The sequence below is a fragment of the Vannielia sp. SX4 genome (assembly GCF_052828525.1).
The window spans coordinates 3,919,184-3,937,474 of sequence record NZ_CM128247.1 but is presented as its reverse complement, the minus strand read 5'-3'; the positions used below and the strand labels follow the sequence as shown (position 1 = coordinate 3,937,474).

The following is an 18,291-nucleotide window of genomic DNA, read 5'->3' as shown; positions in this document are numbered from 1 at the left end:
GGATGATGTTGGCAAGAGCAGTGTCGACAGCAGCCGTGGTTGTGTCTCTCTTGGCATCATCCTCGGCATGGGCGCAATCAGCAGGGACACCGGCGGAGTTTCCGCCCGCCTCCTACACGGGGGCGCAATACGTGGACAGCAAGGGCTGCGTGTTTGTGCGCGCGGGCTTTGATGGCGCGGTGACATGGGTGCCGCGGATGACGCGAGCCCGCAAGCAGGTGTGCGGCGTGAGCCCGACCTTCGCCAAAGCGCCGGAGCCGGATCTGCCGGTGGTGGCCGATGCGCCGGAAGAGACGGCAACGCCGGCCACGGCCCCACGGACGACCACGCGGGTGGTGCGCAAGCAGGCCGCGACCCCGAGCGCCAAGCCGCAGCCCACGACGACCCCGCGCAAGGTGGCCAGCAGCACATCGAAGCCGAAGACGGTGACCCGCGAAGTTTCTCGCAGCACGCCGAAGCGCAGCGCGGCGGGCAAGAAGCCTGTTGCGACGGTGGCGGGCAGCGCGGCACCGAAGGGCCCCAAGGTGACCTACCGGGTGGTGAAGGCCGACCCCGATGCCAAGCGGGCGCGCGGCGCGCGCAAAGTGGTGAAGGATGGCAAGACCTATTACGTGGTCTCGCGTGAACAGGCCGCGGCTTCGCCCAAGGCGGCGCAGGTGCGCACGCCGCGCGGCTACAAGCGGGTCTGGACCGACGGGCGGCTGAACCCCGACCGGGGCGAGCGCACGCAGGCGGGCCGGGAGCAGATGGCGCTGGTCTGGACGCAGGAAGTGCCGCACCGGCTGATCGACATTCGCACCGGGCGCGACGTGACCGCGCTGCGCTCCGAGATGGTGTACCCCTACACCGATTACGCCGAGCAGCAGCGGCACCTCGGGCCGAAGACGGTGACCCGGACCCGCGCCAGCACCAAGGCCGTGGCCGAGCCCGCGACCAAGACCCGGCGGGTGGTGAAGAAGATCATCCGCAAGAAGAGCACCGGCGAGATCATCAGCGTCTCCAGCAAGAGCGCGCCGAAGCAGGCGACCAAAAAGGTAGTGCGAAAGGCGAAGGCCACGCCCGCGCCGAAGCAGGCCGCCAAGGCGGCGGGCGGGCGTTACATTCAGGTCGGCACCTTCGGGGCCGCTGCCAACGCCAAAAGCACGGTAGCAAAGCTGCGCGGTGCCGGGCTGCCGGTGCGGACGCAGGCGATCACCCGGGGCGGCAAGGCGATGACCATCGTTCTGGCCGGGCCGCTGGCGGGCGATGCACTGAATGCAGGGGTAAGGAAGGCACGGGCCATGGGCTTTGGCGACGCCTTCGTGAGGTAAGACCAAGAAGCAAGAACGAGTTCAGGCAGAACCATACAGGCAAACGCGCCCCGCCGGAGAGATCCCGCGGGGCGCGGCGCGTTTGGGCGGGGTCGTCAAAGACTGGGGTGAGTGGTGGGGGCGTTGCAAAGGGGGCGGGGCGTTTCTACCCTGCGGGCAACCGGGCGCGGGTGAACGCGCCACTCCTCCGAATGAAAGGCCGCTGAAATGAACGAGCACCCGCTGTGGACCCATGTCGAAGCCGCAAAGGCGCGGTTCAAGGTGCTGAGCGACAAGGTCTGGGCCACGCCCGAGACCTGCTATGCCGAGGCGCAATCGGCCGCCGCCCATGCCGAGGAGTTGGAGGCGCAGGGCTTCGATGTGAGCCGCGCGGTGGCGGGCATTCCGACGGCGGTGATGGGAGAGGCGGGCAGCGGCGGGCCGGTGATTGCGTTTCTGGGCGAGTTCGACGCGCTGGCGGGGATGAGCCAGAAGGCGGATGTGTTCGAGCCCGAGGCGCTGGAGGCAGGGGCCAATGGCCACGGTTGCGGCCACAACCTGTTGGGCGCGGCCTCGATGCTGGCGGCGACGGCGGTGAAGAATTGGCTCGAAGAGACCGGCACGCCGGGGCGGGTTCGCTACTATGGCTGCCCGGCGGAGGAGGGCGGCGCGGCCAAGGCCTTCATGGTGCGGGCCGGGGCGTTTGACGATGTGGACATCGCGGTGACATGGCACCCCGGCGCGATCCCGGCGGTGCTGAAGGGCAGCTCGCTGGCCAATGCGCGGGTGGATTTTACCTTCACCGGCCGGGCCTCTCACGCTGCCGCCGCGCCGCACCTTGGCCGCAGCGCGCTGGATGCGATGGAGCTGATGAGCGTGGGGGTGAATTACCTGCGCGAGCACATGCCCGACGAGGCACGGATCCATCATGCGGTGATCGACGGGGGCGGGATCTCTCCCAACGTGGTGCAGGCCCATGCGATGGCGCGCTACGTGGTGCGGTCTGGCACCGCGCCGGAGATGCTGGAGCTGCTGGAGCGGGTGCGCAAGGTGGCGCAGGGCGCGGCGCTGATGACCGAGACCGAGGTGAGCGACGTGGTGCTCGCGGCGGTCTCGAACCTCATTTACAACGCGCCGCTGGGCGAGGCGATGCAGCGCAACCTCGACCGGCTCGGCGCTCCGTCTTTTTCGGAGATGGACCGGGCCTACGCGGCGCGGGTTCAGGCCACGCTGGGCGAGGCGGAGATACAATCGGCCTACCGCTCGGTGGGTATCAGCGAGGAGAGCCGGAAGGCGCTGGCGGACTTCGTGGTGCCGGGCACCGCGCCGGAGATGCCGCTGGGCGGCTCGACCGATGTGGCGGATGTGAGCTGGGTGGTGCCGACGGTGCAGCTTTGGGGCGCGACCCATGCGATCGGAACCCAGCTGCACAGCTGGCAGGCGGTGGCGCAGGGCAAGAGCCAGCCCGCCTTTACCGGCATGGTGCATGCCGCCGCCGTGATGGCCGCGACCGGGGCCGATGCGATGTGCGATGCGGACCTGCGGGCGCGGGCGAAGGAAGACCTCGCCCGGCGGGTCGGCCCCAAGGGCTATATCTGTCCGCTGCCGGAGAGCGCGGAGCCGCCGATTGCGGCGATGGGGCAGGACTAAGCTGCAGGGCCGGGGTTACTCGCCGCAGATGCCTTGGAGGGCGATCCAATCTGCGTCTTCCAGCACGGGTTCGGCACCGCCGCCGCGCATCGGGTCGGCCTCGATCAGGGGCAGGGTGCTCTCGCCTGAGACATCGACCGCATAGGCGTAAGGCGTGGCCGACAGACGGGCCTCGGCGAAACGGTCCAGCAACGGCTGCTCGGGCACCGGCGCGGGGGCCGCTGCGACGAGATCTTCGGCGTAGGCGTCGAGCGTGGACTCGGGCAGCGCGCCGGTGGTCAGCAGGCGGATGGTGGAGATCAGCCCGGCGTGCTCCAGCAGGCGCTGGAGCGGGTCCTTGGCGCCGGAGCGGGTGGCCTCGGCGAGGATGTAGCCGGCGGCGACATCGGGGCTTTCGAAATCTTCCACCAGCGCACGGTTCAGCAGGATCAGCCCGCCGGGCAGGGCCACGGTATCGCGGATGCCGCCGCGCAGCACCAGCAGGCCGCCCTTTTCGGGGGCGAGTAGACGGGTGTGGAGCCGGGCGAGCGCCCGGTCCCCGCGCGGGGTGCGGCAGGGCGCGCCCGAGACCCGGCCGATGGCCTTGAATACCTGACCGCCGAGCGCGGCGCGGGTGGGTTCGGGCACAACGCGGACGGTGTGTGAGGTGAGCGCGCCGGGCAGCCAGACCACGGCGGCCACGGCCAACGCCAGCGAGCCGCCCCAGAGGATGATCCGCCGGAGCCAACCCTCGCGCGGGCGGCTCTTGGCGATGACCTGACGGACGCGCTCGACCGCCTCGATCATGGTTTCATCTTCGATTTCGAGCAGTTCGACCGCCTCGGCGGAGGGCGCGTAGATGGCGGGGCGTTCGCCAGGGTTCACCCGCTCGACGGCGGCCAGCGACCAATGCGAAAGCGCCCGCCCGGCGCTGTCGGAGATCGCCAGAGAGGCATCGCCGAAGCTGACGACGACGTTCTTGCGCTGGGCCTCGGGGGCGGGTTGCCAGAGGCCGGCGCTCTCCAGCCGTTGATATTGCTTGAGCGCGGTCATGCGCGGGGGGTGCCTGCTCGTGGTTGCCGTTTTTGTCGTTGCGGCAAGAGTAGCGGCTTTTCGCCGGTATGGGAATCGGCAAGCGGCCCGCCCCGGCGAAATTCGCGGGGCGGGGCCGGGAGTTACATGCTGTTCAGGCTGACGAGGTAGGCATAGACGTTGGCGGCGTCTTCCTCGCCCTTCAGGCGGAAGGACATTTTGGACTTCGCCTTGCTGTCGCCGGTGAACTCCCGCAGGAAGCCGCGCGGATCTTGCACGTAGGCGACGAAGTGCTCCTCGGACCAGACCAGCCCGCTCTCGGCGCCGGCGGCCTCGAGATCTTTGGAGTAGCGGAAGCCCTCGACCGCGCCGGCGGTGTGGCCGGCGACGTTGTAGAGGTTCGGCCCGGTCTTGGAGGCCTTGCCGGCAAGGGTGTTGCCGTCGGCATCCTGCACCACGTGGCAGGTGACGCAGCGCTTGGCGAAGGTCTCCTCGCCCGCGACGGCATCGCCGGTGGGGGCGGCCATTTCGGCCATGGCTTCAGTCTCGGTGTCGGCCCCGGCTTCATGGCTCTCGGCCAGCGCCGGGCCAGCCAGCAGGGCGGCGAGGGCGAGGGCTGTGATGGGTGTTCTCATGGCTTCCTCCTTGAGGGGTCTTGCTTTGCGAAACCCGCGCGTTTGTGTGGCCTTGTTAGCCAAGCCACGGGCCGATAGACACGCGACGCTGTGGCACAGGGGAATATAGAAATGCGCAACGGGGCCGACCACACGACCAAGGTAGAAAGCGGGATGATCCCGGCCTGGGTCGATGGGCGGCTGGTGCCGGTGGAGAAGCTGGCCGCGCATCGCGAGGGGCTGCGGCACCGGGCGGTTTCGGTCTTTGTTTTCGACGGGCCGAAGCTGCTGATCCAGCAGAGGGCGGCGGGCAAGTATCATACGCCGGGGCTCTGGGCGAACACCTGCTGCACCCATCCGCACTGGGGCGAGGCCGATGAGGCCTGCGCCGTGCGTCGGCTGGGCGAGGAGCTGGGGCTGAGCGGCGTGGCGCTGGAGCCGGTGGGCGAGGTTGAATACCGCGCCGATGTGGGCGGCGGTATGGTGGAGCATGAGGTTGTGGCGATGTTTCGCGGCGAGGCCTCATCGCCGCAACTGGCGCCCGCCCCGGAAGAGGTACAGGCCACGCGATGGGTGACGCTGGCCGATCTGGCAGGGGAGATTGCCGAGGCGCCGGAGCGGTTTACACCGTGGCTGCGGATTTACATGGCCGAGCATCGCGGCATGTTCGACCGATAGGGTCGGCTCGCCGCCTCATTGGACTTGAGACTCAATAAAGCTGGATCGCGCAGGCGGTGGGAGCGCAGGGGGCGGCCTCGGCCATGGCGCCCTCACGGATCGAGGCGCCGAGGGCGATGAGCAGGGTGAGGGCGGCGATACGGGCCATTGGACTGTCCTTCAGATGCGATTGCACCGGGCCGCTGGCGGGCCCGTTGAAGGTGAAACGCATCAGAGCGGCGGAATCTTTGCCGGTCAGGCGCAGAAATTCACCGCCGCACAGTCAAGCCACTGATTTTGAAGGAAAGAAAGTTCAGGCGCCGTAGCGGGCCATGAACATGTCGATGGCGCTGTCGATCACCTTTTTACGCTTCTCTTCGGTGAACTCGTCCTCAAGGCCCATCAGGCATTTGACCCAGACCTCGGCCTTGCACAGCTCCATGAACTGGTAGGCGGACAGCTCGAAATCTTCGATTCCGGCCAGCTCGCCACGCTCCTGCGCATTTTGCAGGAAGGGCACGATGCTGTCGCGGACGAAGCGGGGGCCATATTTGTAAAACTCCTGCCCCAGCTCCGGGAAGCGGCCGCTCTCGGCGACACAGATGCGGAACATGCCCTTGCCCAGATCGGAGAGCATGAAGCCTTGCATCCGTTCGGCCACGAGGCGCAGCACGTCGCGCACCGGGCGGCTCGGGTCGATCTCGGTGACCGCGGCTTCGGCCTGGCGCTGACATTCGCAGGTGGCGACCTCCATGAAGAGGAGGCCCTTGTCGGGGAAGTAGCTGTAGAGCGTGGCCTTGGACACGCCAGCTTCTTTGGCGATCAGGTCGACGCTCGCGCCTTCGAACCCATCGGCCAGAAAGATCTTGCGGGCGCCTTCGAGCACCTGGTCGAACTTTCGGCCACGTTTGATTTCACCCATGGGTGCGTTCATGTCGTGCTCCGTTCCCCTGACCAACTATAAACCAGACAGTTTAGTTCCGGCAAGGAGATGCACTCCCTGCCGGAACTTTCTGCCGGGTGAGCGGTGGTGGTGGTCACTGGTGGGAGGCGCAGGCGTCGGAGGTGAGGGTCGCGGGCGAGGTGCAGGCGCGATTGGGAAGGTCGGGCGTGGTCGGGCTGGAGGTGGCCGAGGTGAAGGTCACATGCGGCATGTCGATCCCGAAGGAGCCTGCATTGGCGGCGTGAACGGAGGCGCCGAGAGCGATGAGGACGGTGAGGGCGGAGATGCGGAGCATCGGTCTATCCTTTCGAATCTGAACTGAACCACTCGGTTCAGAAAGATATCTAAACTGTTCAGTTCGCTTTGCAAGGAGTTTCTGAACCGCTCAGTTCATTTTCATGCGGAGCGGCCTGTGCAGCAGCGCACGGTGGACATTCAGCCCCGGCCTCTGGATAGTCGCCGCGAGTTTGGATTTCAGGAGGCAGAGCGATGGAAACGGTTGCGGAAAACAGGGCATTTGGCGGGGTTCAGGGGGTCTATTCCCATGCGTCGGAGGCCTGCGCCTGTGATATGACCTTCGGGCTGTTCCTGCCCGAAGAGGCGAAGGACGGGCCGGTGCCGGTGCTGTGGTATCTCAGCGGGCTGACCTGCACCCATGAGAATGCGATGACCAAGGCGGGCGCGCAGGGCTGGGCGGCCGAGCAGGGGATCGCGCTGGTGTTCCCCGACACCTCGCCGCGCGGTGAGGATGTGGCCGATGACGAGGCCTATGACCTTGGCAAGGGCGCGGGGTTTTACGTGAACGCCACGCAGGAGCCTTGGGCGAAGCACTTCAGGATGTGGGATTACGTTGCTGAGGAGCTGCCCGCGCTGATCGGCGAGAATTTTGCGGTGGACATGGCGCGGCAGGCGATCACCGGGCACTCGATGGGCGGGCATGGCGCGCTGACGCTGGCCATGGGCCTGCCGGGGCGGTTTGCCAGCGTGTCGGCCTTTGCCCCGATCTGCCACCCGAGCCAGAGCGATTGGGGCCGCAAGCAGCTTGGCGCCTATCTTGGCTCGGACGAGAGCACTTGGGCACCGCATGACGCCGCACCGCTGATGAAGCACAAGGGCTTTGACGGGCCGGTGCTGGTGGACACTGGCACCGATGATCAGTTTGGCGACCTGCTGAAGACAGACACCCTTGCGCTTGCGATGGCCGAGCGCCGGCAGGAGGGCGCGCTGAGGATGCAGAAGGGGTATGACCATTCGTACTTCTTTGTCTCCAGCTTCATGGAGGAGCATGTGAGTTTCCATGCCGAGGCGCTGTGGGCGCGGTGAGGCGCGCATGACGATCTGGGTGGATGGAGACGCCTGCCCGGTGAAGGCCGAGGTGGAGCGGGTGGCCACGCGCGCCGGGGCGACGGTGAAGATCGTCTGCAACGGCGGGCTGCGGCCCTCGGCTAACCCGCTGGTCGAGGTGGTTTACGTGTCCCAAGGGCTGGACGTGGCCGATGACTTCATCGCCGAGAACGCAGGCACGGGGGATGTGGTGGTGACCGCCGACATCCCGCTCGCCGCCCGCTGCGTGGAGGCCGGGGCTCTGGTGGTGAAGCCCGATGGCGAGCGGCTGACCGCGCGCAACATCGGCTCGGTGCTGGCGACGCGCGACCTGATGACCGGGCTGCGCGAGGCCAACCCGCTGAACCAGGGCGGCGGGGCGAAGCCGTTTTCGAAGGCGGATCGCTCGCGGTTCATGGACGGGTTGGAGCGGGCGCTCAGGGCGGCTGGATAGGCGCGCGGGCCGAACGCCCGCCCACCCACCCCGTTCGCCCCGCGCGCCTACTGCTACGGGCGGTGGCGCGGGTTGATGGGGCGGGATTGGATATTTTCAGCAAGAAAATGGGGCTTTGTGGCTTTGTGTGGCGGGCGTTGAGCGCGAGAACAAAACGTGAAAATATGGGCTGGAGGAATCGCCCGGAATGTTTGCCGAACTGTCTGCCACATCGAACTTCACCTTTCTCACCGGGGCGTCGCACCCTGAGGAGTTGATGGAGCGTGCCGGGCTGATGGGGGTGGGCGCGTTGGCAATTGCCGATGAGAACTCGGTGGCGGGCATCGTGCGGGCGCATCAGCGCGGGCGGGAGATTGCCCGCGCGGTGGCGGCGCGGCGGGCGGCTTTGGAGGCAGATGGGCCGATTGGCCCGCCGTGCCCGGAGGGGTTTGCGAGCCCCCCCTCGCTGGATGTGGACTGCGTGCCCCGGCTTTTGCCCGGCGCGCGGATCGTGCTGAGCTGCGGGTTTCAGGTGACGGTTCTGCCGCGCGACCGGGCGGGGTGGGGGCGGCTGTGCCGCCTGCTCTCGCTGGGGCGGCTCAGGGCGGAGAAGGGGGCCTGTGTGCTCCATGTCGGTGACCTCGTGGAGTGGGGCGAAGGGCTGGAGATGCTGGTGCACCCGGTGGGTGAGTGGCAGGCGGTGACGCGGCGCTTGCTGAAGCGGTTCGGCGCGGCGGTGAGCCTTTGCGCCGCGCCCCGCTATGACGGGCGCGATGCGGGGCGGATTGCGCGGCTTGCGGGCTGCGCGGAGCGGCTGGGGGTGCCGCTGGTGGCCTCGGCCCGGCCGCTGATGCACCACGGCGGGCGGCGGCGGATGGCGGATGTGCTCACCGCGATCCGGCAGGGCTGCCGGGTGGACGAGCTGGGCCGCGCCGCGCTGGCCAATGGCGAGCAGCGGCTCAGGAGCGAGGCGGAGATGCTGCGGCTCTTTGCTGGCCATGAGGCGGCGGTGGCGCGGGCCGGCGAGGTGGCGGCGCGCTGCACATTCTCGCTCGACGAACTGCGCTATGAATACCCCTCGGAGGTGACGGGCGGGGAGACTGCGGGCGAGCGGCTGGCGCGGCTGGCGCGGGCGGGGCTGCGCTGGCGCTACCCCTCGGGCGCGCCCGAGAAGGTGCGGGCCATGCTGGAGCATGAGTTGGAGCTGATCGGCAAGCTGGGCTACGAGCCCTACTTTCTGACCGTGCATGACGTGGTGGATTTTGCCCGCTCGCGCGGGATCCTCTGCCAGGGGCGCGGCTCGGCGGCGAACTCGGTGGTGTGCTTCTGCCTCGGGGTGACTTCCGTGAGCCCGGAGATCGGAACGATGGTGTTCGAGCGGTTCGTCAGCGAGGCGCGGGATGAGCCGCCGGATATCGATGTGGATTTCGAGCATGAGCGGCGCGAGGAGGTGATCCAGCATATCTACGAGCGCTATGGGCGGCACCGCGCCGGGCTTTGCGCCACGGTGATCCACTATCGCGGCAAGCGGGCCACGCGGGAGGTGGGCCGGGCGATGGGGCTCTCGGACGATACGCTCTCGGCGATGTCTTCGCAGATCTGGGGCTGGGGCTCTGTCTCTGGCCAGATGGTGGACAGCCGGTTGCGCGAGATCGGGCTGGACCCGGCTGACAAGCGGCTGGCGCTGACGCTGAGCCTGATCGAGGAGATACAGGGCTTTCCGCGCCATCTGAGCCAGCATGTGGGCGGGTTCATCATCACCGAAGGGCGGCTCGACGAGTTGGTGCCGGTGGAGAACGCGACGATGGAAGACCGCACGGTGATCCCGTGGGACAAGGACGATATCGACACGTTGGGCATCCTGAAGGTGGATGTGCTGGCGCTGGGGATGCTGAGTTGCATCCGCAAGGCATTTGACCTGCTGGCGGAGCACCATGGCCAGCGGTTCGACCTTGCCACGCTGCCGCCGGAGGACCCGAGGGTGTATGACATGCTCTGCAAGGCGGACAGCCTTGGCGTGTTTCAGGTGGAGAGCCGGGCGCAGATGAACTTTCTGCCCCGGATGCGGCCCCGGTGCTTTTATGACCTCGTGATCGAGGTGGCGATCATCCGGCCCGGGCCGATTCAGGGTGACATGGTGCATCCGTTTTTGCGGCGGCGGAACGGGGAGGAAAAGGTGGAGTTTCCCTCCGACGCGCTGGGCGAGGTGCTGGCCAAGACGCTGGGGGTGCCGCTGTTTCAGGAACAGGCGATGCAGATCGCCATCATCGGCGCGGGCTTCAGCCCCGATGAGGCCGACCAACTGCGCCGCGCGCTGGCGACCTTCAAGAAGCTCGGGCGGGTGAGCGACTTCGAGGGGCGGTTCATGAAGGGCATGCTGAAGAACGGCTATGACGCCGATTTCGCCGCCCGCTGCTTCAGCCAGATCGAGGGGTTCGGCTCCTACGGCTTTCCCGAGAGCCACGCGGCGAGCTTTGCGCTGCTGGTCTATGCCAGCGCATGGCTGAAGCGGCACCACCCCGGGGTGTTTGCCTGCGCCCTGCTCAACAGCCAGCCGATGGGGTTTTACGCCCCTGCGCAGATCGTGCGGGATGCGCGGGAGCACGGGGTCGAGGTGCGGCCACCCGATATCAACGAGAGCTTCTGGGACAACACGATGGAGCCCGATGGCGAGGGCGGCTTGGCGCTGCGGCTGGGGTTCCGGCAGATCAGGGCGATGCGCGAGGAAGAGGCGCGGTGGATCTGCGCGGCGCGGGGCAACGGCTACCGCGACGTGGCGGCGGTCTGGCGGCGGGCGGGGGTGGCGCCGCATCTGATGGAGGCGCTGGCGGAGGCGGATGTGTTCGCCGCGCTGGGGCTGAACCGGCGCGAGGCGCTCTGGGAGGCGAAGGCGCTGCGGGGCGATGCGCCGCTGCCGCTGTTCGCGGGTGCGCTGGAGGGCGAGGGGATTGCCGAGGCGGCGGCGGTGCTGCCGCAGATGAGCCTCGGCGAGGAGATGGTGGAGGATTACGTGGCGATGCGCCTGAGCCTGCGGGCGCATCCGATGGCGCTGCTGCGGCCACGGCTCACCCCGGCGGAGGGCACGCCGGTTGAGGGCATCGGGACGGCCACGGCCGGCAAGGCCCGCGCTGCCACCTATCTGTCTCCGCCGGTGGACGACCAGGGCCAGGGCGGGCGCGGCTTTGTCTGGGTGCGGGAAGAGGGGTGGCAGGCCGATCCCGAGACCGGCGAGATGAAATGCCGAACCGCCGTGGTGTGAGGCCGGACCGTGCGTGGCTCCCTCGCAACTGGTACGCGCGCTGTCAGCCCACCGCGCCTGTGTCATTTCTTTGCTGAAAATATCCCCGCCGGAGGCCTGAATCTCTTCTGGCTCCCTACAGAGAATCCACACGACTGGGACGTGAAGCACACCAGCAGGGCGGCCCCGGAGGGGACGGCCTGACTGCACCCGAGCCGAGCGCAGCGAGGCCACCGGAACACCCAGCGCAGCGAGGCTACGAGGTGCAGCCCGCCGCAGGCGCCACCGACAGTCAGTCGTCGAAGACGACTTTGCCCTCGGCGGCCATCTCATCGAGGTCGAGGATTGTCTTCTTGCCGGCTTTCACCTCGGCCTCCAACGCATCCTCGGCGGCTTTCACCTCGGCCAGCTTGCCGGCGACCTCGTCGATCCGGGCGAAAGGCACCACCACCACGCCGTTCTCGTCGGCCACGATGATGTCGCCGCTTTCCACCTGCACGCCGCCAACCACGGCGCCGTAGCCCACCGCGCCCGGGCCTTTGCCATAGGGCGAGTTGGGGTTGAGGCCGGTGCACCAGCAGGGCAGCCCGGTGGCGAGCACGCCCTCACGGTCGCGCATCGGGCCATCGGTGACGAAGCCTGCGGCGCCCGCGTTCTTCATCATCCCCGAAATCTGGTCGCCGGCGCAGGAGCCACCCTGCCAGCCGTCGACCGAGGAGATGACCACATCGCCCGCTTCGATCAGGTTGAGGGCGGCGATGGTGGCCAGAATTTCCTCCGGCCCGTTCTGGGCGACCAGCGCCGGGCCGCAGATGGCGGGCTGGCCGAGGTCGAGCGGCGCGATCGGCGTGGCCATGGAGCCCTTGCCGTTCATCGCGTCGCAGATGAAGCCGGTGGGCATGCCCTTGAAGGCCGCGAGTTGTGTGGCGGTCGGGCGCGGGAAGGTGCGGCGGATGCGCAGGATGGGGGGTTCTTCGATCATGTCAGGCTCCGGTGATGAAATGCAGAAGGTAGAGGCTGCCCATCCCCGCCACGATGGCGGGCACCACGCCGAAGCGGATGCCTGCGGCGAAGGCGGCGGCGGCGGCGAGAAGGCGGATGGGGTCGGTCTGGCCGCCGGTGGCGTCGGGCCAGAGCAGAAGGGGCGTGATGAGGGCCGGGAAGACGGCGGCGCCGACGTATTTGAGGTGGAGCAGCGCCCAGTCGGGGAGTTGCCGCCCGCCGAGGAGGCCGAGGAAGGAGAAGCGGATCAGGAAAGTGCCCACGCCGAGGGCGGCGGTGAGGGTCCAGAAGGCAGCATCCGAGATCATGCGGTTTGCCTCCGTTTCAGCGCCAGTTCGGTTTGCGCGCCTGCGATGATGCCAAGGAGCGCGGCGGCGAAGATGCCGAGGGACCAGGGCAGGCCGGCGAAGGCGATGGAGCCTGCGCAGGCGGCGAAGGCGGCGACGAGGTGAGGCGCGGAGCGCAGGAGCGGCGCGCCGAGGGCGATGAAGCAGACGGGCACGGCGAAGTCGAGCGACCAGCTTGCCGGTATCGCCTCGCGCAGGAGGGCCCCGGCCAGCGTGGAGCCGTACCAGAAGGGGCAGATCAGGGCCATGCAGCCGAAGTAGTAGGCCAATTTGGCGGGCTTCGGCATATCGGGCCGCTCTTCATAGGTGCGCACCGCTACGGCGAAGGCTTGGTCGACCATCAGGTAGGCGGCGAGCGCGCGCAGACCGAGGGGGGCGTGGCCGATGTGGGGGACGAGGGCGGCGGAATACATGGCCATGCGGAGGTTCACGGCGAGTGCAGCGAGCAGGGCGATGAAGACCGGGGCCTGGTCTTGCAGGAGAGCGAGCGCGGTGAATTGCGAGGCCCCGGCGATGACGATGGCGGACATGGCAAAGGTTTGCGGCACGTCGAGCCCTGCATCGCGGGCGACCACGCCGAACATCATCGAGTAAGGCACCACGATGAGGATAAAGGGGGCGCAGTCGAGGTAGCCGCGCCAGAAGGCTCGGGTTGGGCTCATGGCTTGGGGCGGGGCGCGGTGGTGAGGCGCAGGCGCAGCCAGATGTCGCCGGTGACCAGCGCCATGCAGCGGGCCTGCCGCCGGGTGATCTCATCTTCCGGGGCGCCTTCGAGCGCGAGCAGCTCCATGTCGCGTTCGCAGAGGAGCGCGCGGGTCAGCACCTCGTATTTCACCACGATCCGGGCCTCGGCGCCGGTGGCCTCGCCTTCCTTGGCGGTCACGGCCTCGAGTGCTGCGGGGAAATCGGCCTCGAAAACCTCGCGTGCCTGCGTGTAGCACAGGGCGGCGACGGCGGGGGTTTCGGGGACCACGGCATCACACGGCTCCAGCGCCTGCGAGATGCAGAGCGCACCGGATGCGGCGGGGCCTTGGGCGCATGAAATCAGCTCATCCGGTGAGATATCGGCACTGGCGGCGCGGGCCTGCGGCACCGCGCAAAGGCACAGGGATGCGGCCGCGATCACGGCGGTGCGAATGGTCATGAGTTCCTCCCCGGGCCGATTGGCCCTTGCATTTGGTATACCAAACGCAGAAGTTGCCGCAAGCAGGTCGCGGGGCCGGGGAGGTCCCCGCGCGGCAAAGGGAGGCCAGCCATGAGCGATACGCGAGCCAACAAGCGATTCCGCAGCCAGGAATGGTTCGACAACCCCAACAACCCGGGGATGACTGCGCTTTACGTGGAGCGCTATCAGAATCAGGCGTTCACGCGGGAAGAGATTCAGGGAGGGCGCCCGGTGATCGGGATTGCCCAGAGCGGCTCCGATCTGGCGCCCTGCAACAAGATCCATGTGTTCCTGATGGACCGGATCAAGGCGGGCATCCGCGATGGCGGCGGCATTCCGATGGAGTTTCCCGTCCACCCGATTCAGGAAACAGGCAAGCGGCCCACCGCCGCGCTGGACCGGAACCTGACCTACCTCGGCCTCGTCGAGGTGCTGCACGGCTACCCGATCGACGGGGTGGTGCTGACCACCGGCTGCGACAAGACAACGCCCGCGATGCTGATGGGCGCGGCGACGATGGACATTCCGGCCATTGCCCTCAACGGCGGGCCGATGCTGGATGGCTGGTGGAAGGGCGAGCGCGCGGGCTCGGGTACGATCATCTGGGAATCGCGCCGCCTGCTGGCCGAAGGCAAGATTGACTACGACGAGTTCATGGGCCGGGTCTGTGCCTCCGCGCCCTCGCTGGGCCACTGCAACACCATGGGCACGGCCAGCACGATGAACGCGATGGCCGAGGCGCTGGGCATGAGCCTGACCGGCAACAGCGCCATCCCCGCGCCGTTCCGCGAGCGGATGAACATGGCCTACGAGACCGGCAAGCGGATCGTGCAGATGGTGCTGGACGATCTGAAGCCCTCCGACATTCTGACCCGCGAGGCCTTTGAAAATGCCATCGTGGTCTGCACCGCCATTGGCGGCTCCACCAATGCGCCGCCGCACCTGCAGGCCGTGGCCCGCCATGCCGGTGTGGAACTGGACGTGAAGGATTGGGAGACGGTCGGCTTTGACGCGCCGCTGCTGGTCAACATGCAGCCCGCCGGGGAATATCTTGGCGAGAGCTTCTTCCGCGCGGGCGGCGTGCCTGCGGTGATGGGCGAGCTGATGAAGGCCGGGCGGATCCACGAGGGCGCGATGACCGCGACGGGCAACACCATGGGGGTGAACCTTGCGGGGGTCGAAAGCGTCGATACCGATGTGATCAAGACCTGCGCGGCGCCGATGCGGGAGCATGCGGGCTTCAAGGTGCTGAGCGGCAACCTCTTTGACTCGGCTCTGATGAAGACCTCGGTGATCTCGGCGGACTTCAAGAAGCGGTTCCTCAGCGAGCCGGGGGCCGAGGGCGTGCATGAGGCCCGGGCCGTGGTGTTCGAGGGGCCGGAGGATTACCACGACCGGATCAACGACGAGAGCCTCGGGATCGACGAACATTCGATCCTGTTCATCCGCGGCGTGGGCTGCGTGGGCTACCCCGGCTCGGCGGAGGTGGTGAACATGCAGCCGCCGGATGCGCTCATCAAGCAGGGGATCAACCACCTGCCGACGGTGGGGGACGGGCGGCAAAGCGGCACGTCCGAGAGTCCGTCGATCCTGAACGCCTCGCCTGAGGCGGTGGTGGGTGGCGGTTTGGCCTTGCTCGAAACCGGCGACCGGGTGCGGCTCGATCTGAACGCGTCGCGCATGGATGCGCTGGTGGATGACGCCGAATGGGCGGCCCGGCGCGAGGCGTGGAGCCCGCCGAAGCTGGAGCATCAGACACCATGGCAGGAGATTTACCGGACCCATGTGGGCCAGTTGGCGCAGGGCGGCTGCCTTGAGCTGGCAACGGCCTATCAGCGGGTGCGGGAGCAATTGCCGCGCGACAACCATTAGGGAATGTGACGGTGGGCAGTTTGCCCGCCCTACGGGAGGATATCATGGCGAAGAGCATCATCATCACCGGCGGCGGCTCGGGTGTGGGCCGGTCGACGGCGGAAGCCTTCTTCGAGGCGGGCTGGAAGGTTGGCCTGATCGGGCGGCGGCGGGAGGCGCTGGAGGAAACGGCGAATGGGCGCGAGGCGCTGGTGCTGCCCTGTGACGTGACCGACGAGGCCGCCGTGGAAGGCGCATTTGCGGAGGCAGCGAAGGCTTGGGGCCGGGTGGATGCGGTGTTCAACAACGCCGGTGTTTCTCTGGGCGGCGCCCCGATTGACGAGATCGACGTGGCCGACTGGCGCAACCTGATCGACATCAACGTCACCGGCAGCTTCATCGTCGCCCGCGCCGCCTTTGGCGTGATGCGGCGGCAGGAGCCGCAGGGCGGGCGGATCATCAACAACGGTTCGGTCAGCGCCTATGTGCCGCGCTGGGGGTCGACGCCCTACACGGCGAGCAAGCACGCGGTCACGGGGCTGACGCGGAGCATTTCGCTCGACGGGCGGCCCTTCAACATCGCTTGCGGGCAGATCGACATCGGCAACGCGCTGACGCCGATGGCCGCGAAGATGCAGAAGGGCGTGCCGCAGGCCGATGGCACGATTGCGGTAGAGCCGGTGATGGACGTGAGCCACGTGGGGAGCTCGGTGCTCTACATGGCCGATCTGCCGCTGGAGGCCAACGTGCAGTTCATGACGGTGATGGCGACCAACATGCCTTACATCGGTCGCGGCTGACCGCGCAGGCATTACGCCTTAGCGAGACATGAAGGGCCGCACCTTGAGGGGTGCGGTCTTTTCTTTGTCAGGCGCAGCTAGGCCACCGGGAGCCGGTGTCTCCGCCGTCAGGCGGCTTTCTTCTCCGCCGGGGCGTCGCGCGGTTCCAGCGGTTTGCCGGGGAAGTGGCTGGCGAACTTGATCGTCAGATCCTCCCGGCTCACGCCTAGGCGGGTGAGGGGGACGAGGGGCTTTTCCTCCGGCCAGGTGCAGAGGATCAGCGGGGGCTGGCCGGTTCGGCCGTTTTCGCCGGGGGCGCGGAGCACGTAGCCGAGCTTGCGCAGCCGGGCCTGCAGGCCGGGCCATGTGACTGAATCCTCGATCGCCTGGGCCAGTGCCCGGCGTTTGTCGACCACCGCGGGCGGCACCTTTGGCGCCTCGCCCAGTTGCGAGAGAATGGCCTGCCGGAGGAACTCGGCAAGCGTCTGGTCCGCCGCGCGTGCTGCGCGATTGGCCTTGTTGAGGAGCTTAAGGGGCATCCGGAGGGTGAGGTTCATGGCGGGCTGTTTCATGCCCGGCACCTTGCCCTCAGTTCAGTTAATGCCCGGTTTATGGCCGCCGGAAATTCGGGCGCGATTGTGTTGCGCGCCCGAAACGAGGCTCGGAAGGGTCGTCAGACCGGCTCGAAGCTCTTTGCGGTGGGGCTGTAGCCCTCCAGCACGCCCTCGCGGATGTCGAACCACAGGCCATGCAGGCTGAGTTCTTCGGCCTCGATGGCCGATTGCACGAAGGGGAAGCCGATGAGGTTGGAGAGCGATTCGACCACCGCCTCGCGCTCAAGCGCGCGTTTTTGGGCCTCGGGATCTTCCATATCCTTCACCCGCTCGTAGCCGGGCCGCAGGATGTCGAGCCAGCGGCCGATGAAGCTGCTCTTCTCTTCGAGCTCCGGCATCTTGCCCGAGCACATGTCGAGGCAACCGGCAACGCCGCCGCAGTTGGAGTGGCCGACGACGATCAGGTGCGAGACCTTCAGCACGGTCACGGCATATTCGATTGCCGCAGAGGTGCCGTGCGGGTCGCCATCGGGCTCGAAAGGCGGCACGAGGTTGGCGATGTTGCGGTGCAGGAAGATGTCGCCGGTCTGGGCGCCGAACATCTCGTTCACGTTCACCCGGCTGTCACAGCAGGCGATGACCATCATCGGAGGGCGCTGGCCCTCGTCGGCGAGCCGGCGGAACCAGCTCTTGTTCTGTTCGTAACTTGTTGCCTTCCAGCCCTGATAGCGGCTGACGAGGTAGTCCGGCAGAGGTTTGACGAGCCTTTCCATGGGTATGCCCTTCCTGTCGTTTCACAGGTCTTAACCAGAACGCGGGGCAGTGGGAAGAGTGCTGCGGTGCAGAACCTTGCGACCGATCGGCTCGCCTTTGGTTTAAATCGGGGGCTTTGGCCCGGCGCAGGCTAACGGAATGTTCAGCCCTTCGGGGCATTTTGCGCCTTGGGTATATCGGGGGTGTATAGCGAGGTGCGACAGATGGCGCAGGTTTCCGTATTGCAGGTTGAAGATGAAGTCCGGCTCGATCCGGATCGGTTGGGGTCGCTCTACTACCAGTTGGGCGATCAGGGCGCGGAGGATGTGGTCTGCCGCGCGATGGAAGAGCTGGCGGTGCGGCTGGCCGATGTGGATGCGCACTTTCGGGCGCAGGATTGGGACGCTGTGGCGCGGCTTGCGCGCGGGCTGATCGCCATAGCCGAGCAGATCGGAATGATCGGGCTGGCCCGGGTGGCGGGAGACGTGGCCCGCTCGGCGCGGGCGCTGGACTTTCCGGCGATTTCGGCCACGCTGGCGCGGCTCGGGCGCATTGCCGACCGCTCGCTCACCGAAGTGTGGGATACGCAGGATCTCTCGGTCTGACAGCTGGCCGGGTGGCCCTTGGCCATCGAATTGGGGGCGCTCTCAGCCGGGCTTTCGGCTGGGGCGGGCATGATCTA

General features: G+C 67.5%; 20 protein-coding genes. 9 read left to right on the top strand and 11 right to left on the bottom strand.

The window, feature by feature from the left end; all coding sequences use genetic code 11:
- Positions 1 to 50 precede the first annotated feature (50 nt).
- On the top strand, positions 51 to 1,310 hold the full coding sequence (locus ACUXVX_RS19505) for an SPOR domain-containing protein (RefSeq protein ID WP_446309597.1): 1,260 nt from the start codon (positions 51 to 53) through the stop codon (positions 1,308 to 1,310).
- A 207-nt stretch (positions 1,311 to 1,517) separates the two neighbouring features.
- Positions 1,518 to 2,939, top strand: a complete 1,422-nt coding sequence (locus tag ACUXVX_RS19500; RefSeq protein ID WP_446309596.1) for an amidohydrolase — start codon at positions 1,518 to 1,520, stop codon at positions 2,937 to 2,939.
- 15 nt (positions 2,940 to 2,954) lie between these two features.
- On the opposite strand, the gene ACUXVX_RS19495 is transcribed toward ACUXVX_RS19500, so the two are convergent.
- Both ACUXVX_RS19495 and ACUXVX_RS19490 read right to left on the bottom strand, forming a co-directional pair.
- The gene (locus ACUXVX_RS19495; protein ID WP_446309595.1) at positions 2,955 to 3,971 is read right to left on the bottom strand and encodes a hypothetical protein; all 1,017 of its coding nucleotides are present in this window, start codon (positions 3,969 to 3,971) and stop codon (positions 2,955 to 2,957) included.
- Positions 3,972 to 4,093: 122 nt separating this feature from the next.
- On the bottom strand, positions 4,094 to 4,585 hold the full coding sequence (locus ACUXVX_RS19490) for a c-type cytochrome (protein WP_446309594.1): 492 nt from the start codon (positions 4,583 to 4,585) through the stop codon (positions 4,094 to 4,096).
- Between the two features lie 111 nt (positions 4,586 to 4,696).
- Between ACUXVX_RS19490 and idi the strand changes: the two genes are divergently transcribed.
- Positions 4,697 to 5,242 carry an isopentenyl-diphosphate Delta-isomerase gene (idi, locus tag ACUXVX_RS19485; RefSeq protein ID WP_446309593.1) on the top strand — a complete coding sequence of 182 codons (546 nt, stop codon included), beginning with the start codon at positions 4,697 to 4,699 and terminating at the stop codon, positions 5,240 to 5,242.
- 31 nt (positions 5,243 to 5,273) lie between these two features.
- Here idi and ACUXVX_RS19480 read toward each other — a convergent pair whose 3' ends face one another.
- The 3 genes from ACUXVX_RS19480 to ACUXVX_RS19470 all read right to left on the bottom strand — a co-directional run bounded on the left by ACUXVX_RS19480 (position 5,274) and on the right by ACUXVX_RS19470 (position 6,459).
- On the bottom strand, positions 5,274 to 5,453 hold the full coding sequence (locus tag ACUXVX_RS19480; RefSeq protein WP_446309592.1) for a hypothetical protein: 180 nt from the start codon (positions 5,451 to 5,453) through the stop codon (positions 5,274 to 5,276).
- A gap of 81 nt (positions 5,454 to 5,534) precedes the next feature.
- The gene (locus ACUXVX_RS19475; RefSeq protein WP_222472028.1) at positions 5,535 to 6,155 is read right to left on the bottom strand and encodes a TetR/AcrR family transcriptional regulator; all 621 of its coding nucleotides are present in this window, start codon (positions 6,153 to 6,155) and stop codon (positions 5,535 to 5,537) included.
- 103 nt (positions 6,156 to 6,258) lie between these two features.
- Entirely contained in the window at positions 6,259 to 6,459 is a 201-nt protein-coding gene (locus ACUXVX_RS19470; RefSeq protein WP_222472029.1) for a hypothetical protein, read from the bottom strand.
- 194 nt (positions 6,460 to 6,653) lie between these two features.
- On the opposite strand from ACUXVX_RS19470, the gene fghA reads away from it, so the two are divergent.
- From fghA to ACUXVX_RS19455, 3 genes are all read left to right on the top strand, one after another.
- Positions 6,654 to 7,487: an S-formylglutathione hydrolase gene (gene fghA, locus ACUXVX_RS19465; RefSeq protein ID WP_446309591.1), complete on the top strand. Its 834-nt coding sequence runs from the start codon at positions 6,654 to 6,656 to the stop codon at positions 7,485 to 7,487.
- 7 nt (positions 7,488 to 7,494) lie between these two features.
- Entirely contained in the window at positions 7,495 to 7,941 is a 447-nt protein-coding gene (locus ACUXVX_RS19460; RefSeq protein WP_446309590.1) for a YaiI/YqxD family protein, read from the top strand.
- A gap of 187 nt (positions 7,942 to 8,128) precedes the next feature.
- Positions 8,129 to 11,179: an error-prone DNA polymerase gene (locus ACUXVX_RS19455; RefSeq protein WP_446309589.1), complete on the top strand. Its 3,051-nt coding sequence runs from the start codon at positions 8,129 to 8,131 to the stop codon at positions 11,177 to 11,179.
- Positions 11,180 to 11,450: 271 nt separating this feature from the next.
- On the opposite strand, the gene ACUXVX_RS19450 is transcribed toward ACUXVX_RS19455, so the two are convergent.
- The 4 genes from ACUXVX_RS19450 to ACUXVX_RS19435 are packed head-to-tail and all read right to left on the bottom strand — an operon-like array spanning position 11,451 to position 13,651.
- A complete protein-coding gene (locus tag ACUXVX_RS19450) occupies positions 11,451 to 12,140 on the bottom strand; it encodes an RraA family protein (RefSeq protein WP_446309588.1) in 690 nt (229 codons plus the stop codon).
- Position 12,141: 1 nt separating this feature from the next.
- A complete protein-coding gene (locus ACUXVX_RS19445; RefSeq protein WP_446309587.1) occupies positions 12,142 to 12,468 on the bottom strand; it encodes an AzlD domain-containing protein in 327 nt (108 codons plus the stop codon).
- Positions 12,465 to 13,169, bottom strand: coding sequence for an AzlC family ABC transporter permease (locus tag ACUXVX_RS19440; protein ID WP_446309586.1), 705 nt, complete (start codon positions 13,167 to 13,169; stop codon positions 12,465 to 12,467). Before ACUXVX_RS19440 ends, ACUXVX_RS19445 begins: the two co-directional genes overlap by 4 nt.
- A complete protein-coding gene (locus tag ACUXVX_RS19435) occupies positions 13,166 to 13,651 on the bottom strand; it encodes a hypothetical protein (RefSeq protein ID WP_446309585.1) in 486 nt (161 codons plus the stop codon). Before ACUXVX_RS19435 ends, ACUXVX_RS19440 begins: the two co-directional genes overlap by 4 nt.
- A 111-nt stretch (positions 13,652 to 13,762) precedes the next feature.
- Between ACUXVX_RS19435 and ACUXVX_RS19430 the strand changes: the two genes are divergently transcribed.
- Positions 13,763 to 15,544, top strand: a complete 1,782-nt coding sequence (locus tag ACUXVX_RS19430; protein ID WP_222472037.1) for an IlvD/Edd family dehydratase — start codon at positions 13,763 to 13,765, stop codon at positions 15,542 to 15,544.
- A 44-nt stretch (positions 15,545 to 15,588) separates the two neighbouring features.
- Positions 15,589 to 16,323, top strand: coding sequence for an SDR family oxidoreductase (locus ACUXVX_RS19425; RefSeq protein ID WP_446309584.1), 735 nt, complete (start codon positions 15,589 to 15,591; stop codon positions 16,321 to 16,323).
- Positions 16,324 to 16,430: 107 nt separating this feature from the next.
- Here ACUXVX_RS19425 and ACUXVX_RS19420 read toward each other — a convergent pair whose 3' ends face one another.
- Together ACUXVX_RS19420 and ACUXVX_RS19415 are read right to left on the bottom strand one after the other, a co-directional pair.
- Complete coding sequence (locus tag ACUXVX_RS19420) at positions 16,431 to 16,874, bottom strand: hypothetical protein (RefSeq protein WP_446309583.1); 444 nt, start codon at positions 16,872 to 16,874, stop codon at positions 16,431 to 16,433.
- Positions 16,875 to 16,975: 101 nt separating this feature from the next.
- On the bottom strand, positions 16,976 to 17,629 hold the full coding sequence (locus ACUXVX_RS19415; protein ID WP_446309582.1) for a carbonic anhydrase: 654 nt from the start codon (positions 17,627 to 17,629) through the stop codon (positions 16,976 to 16,978).
- A 204-nt stretch (positions 17,630 to 17,833) separates the two neighbouring features.
- On the opposite strand from ACUXVX_RS19415, the gene ACUXVX_RS19410 reads away from it, so the two are divergent.
- A complete protein-coding gene (locus tag ACUXVX_RS19410) occupies positions 17,834 to 18,214 on the top strand; it encodes a hypothetical protein (RefSeq protein ID WP_446309581.1) in 381 nt (126 codons plus the stop codon).
- Positions 18,215 to 18,291 lie beyond the last annotated feature (77 nt).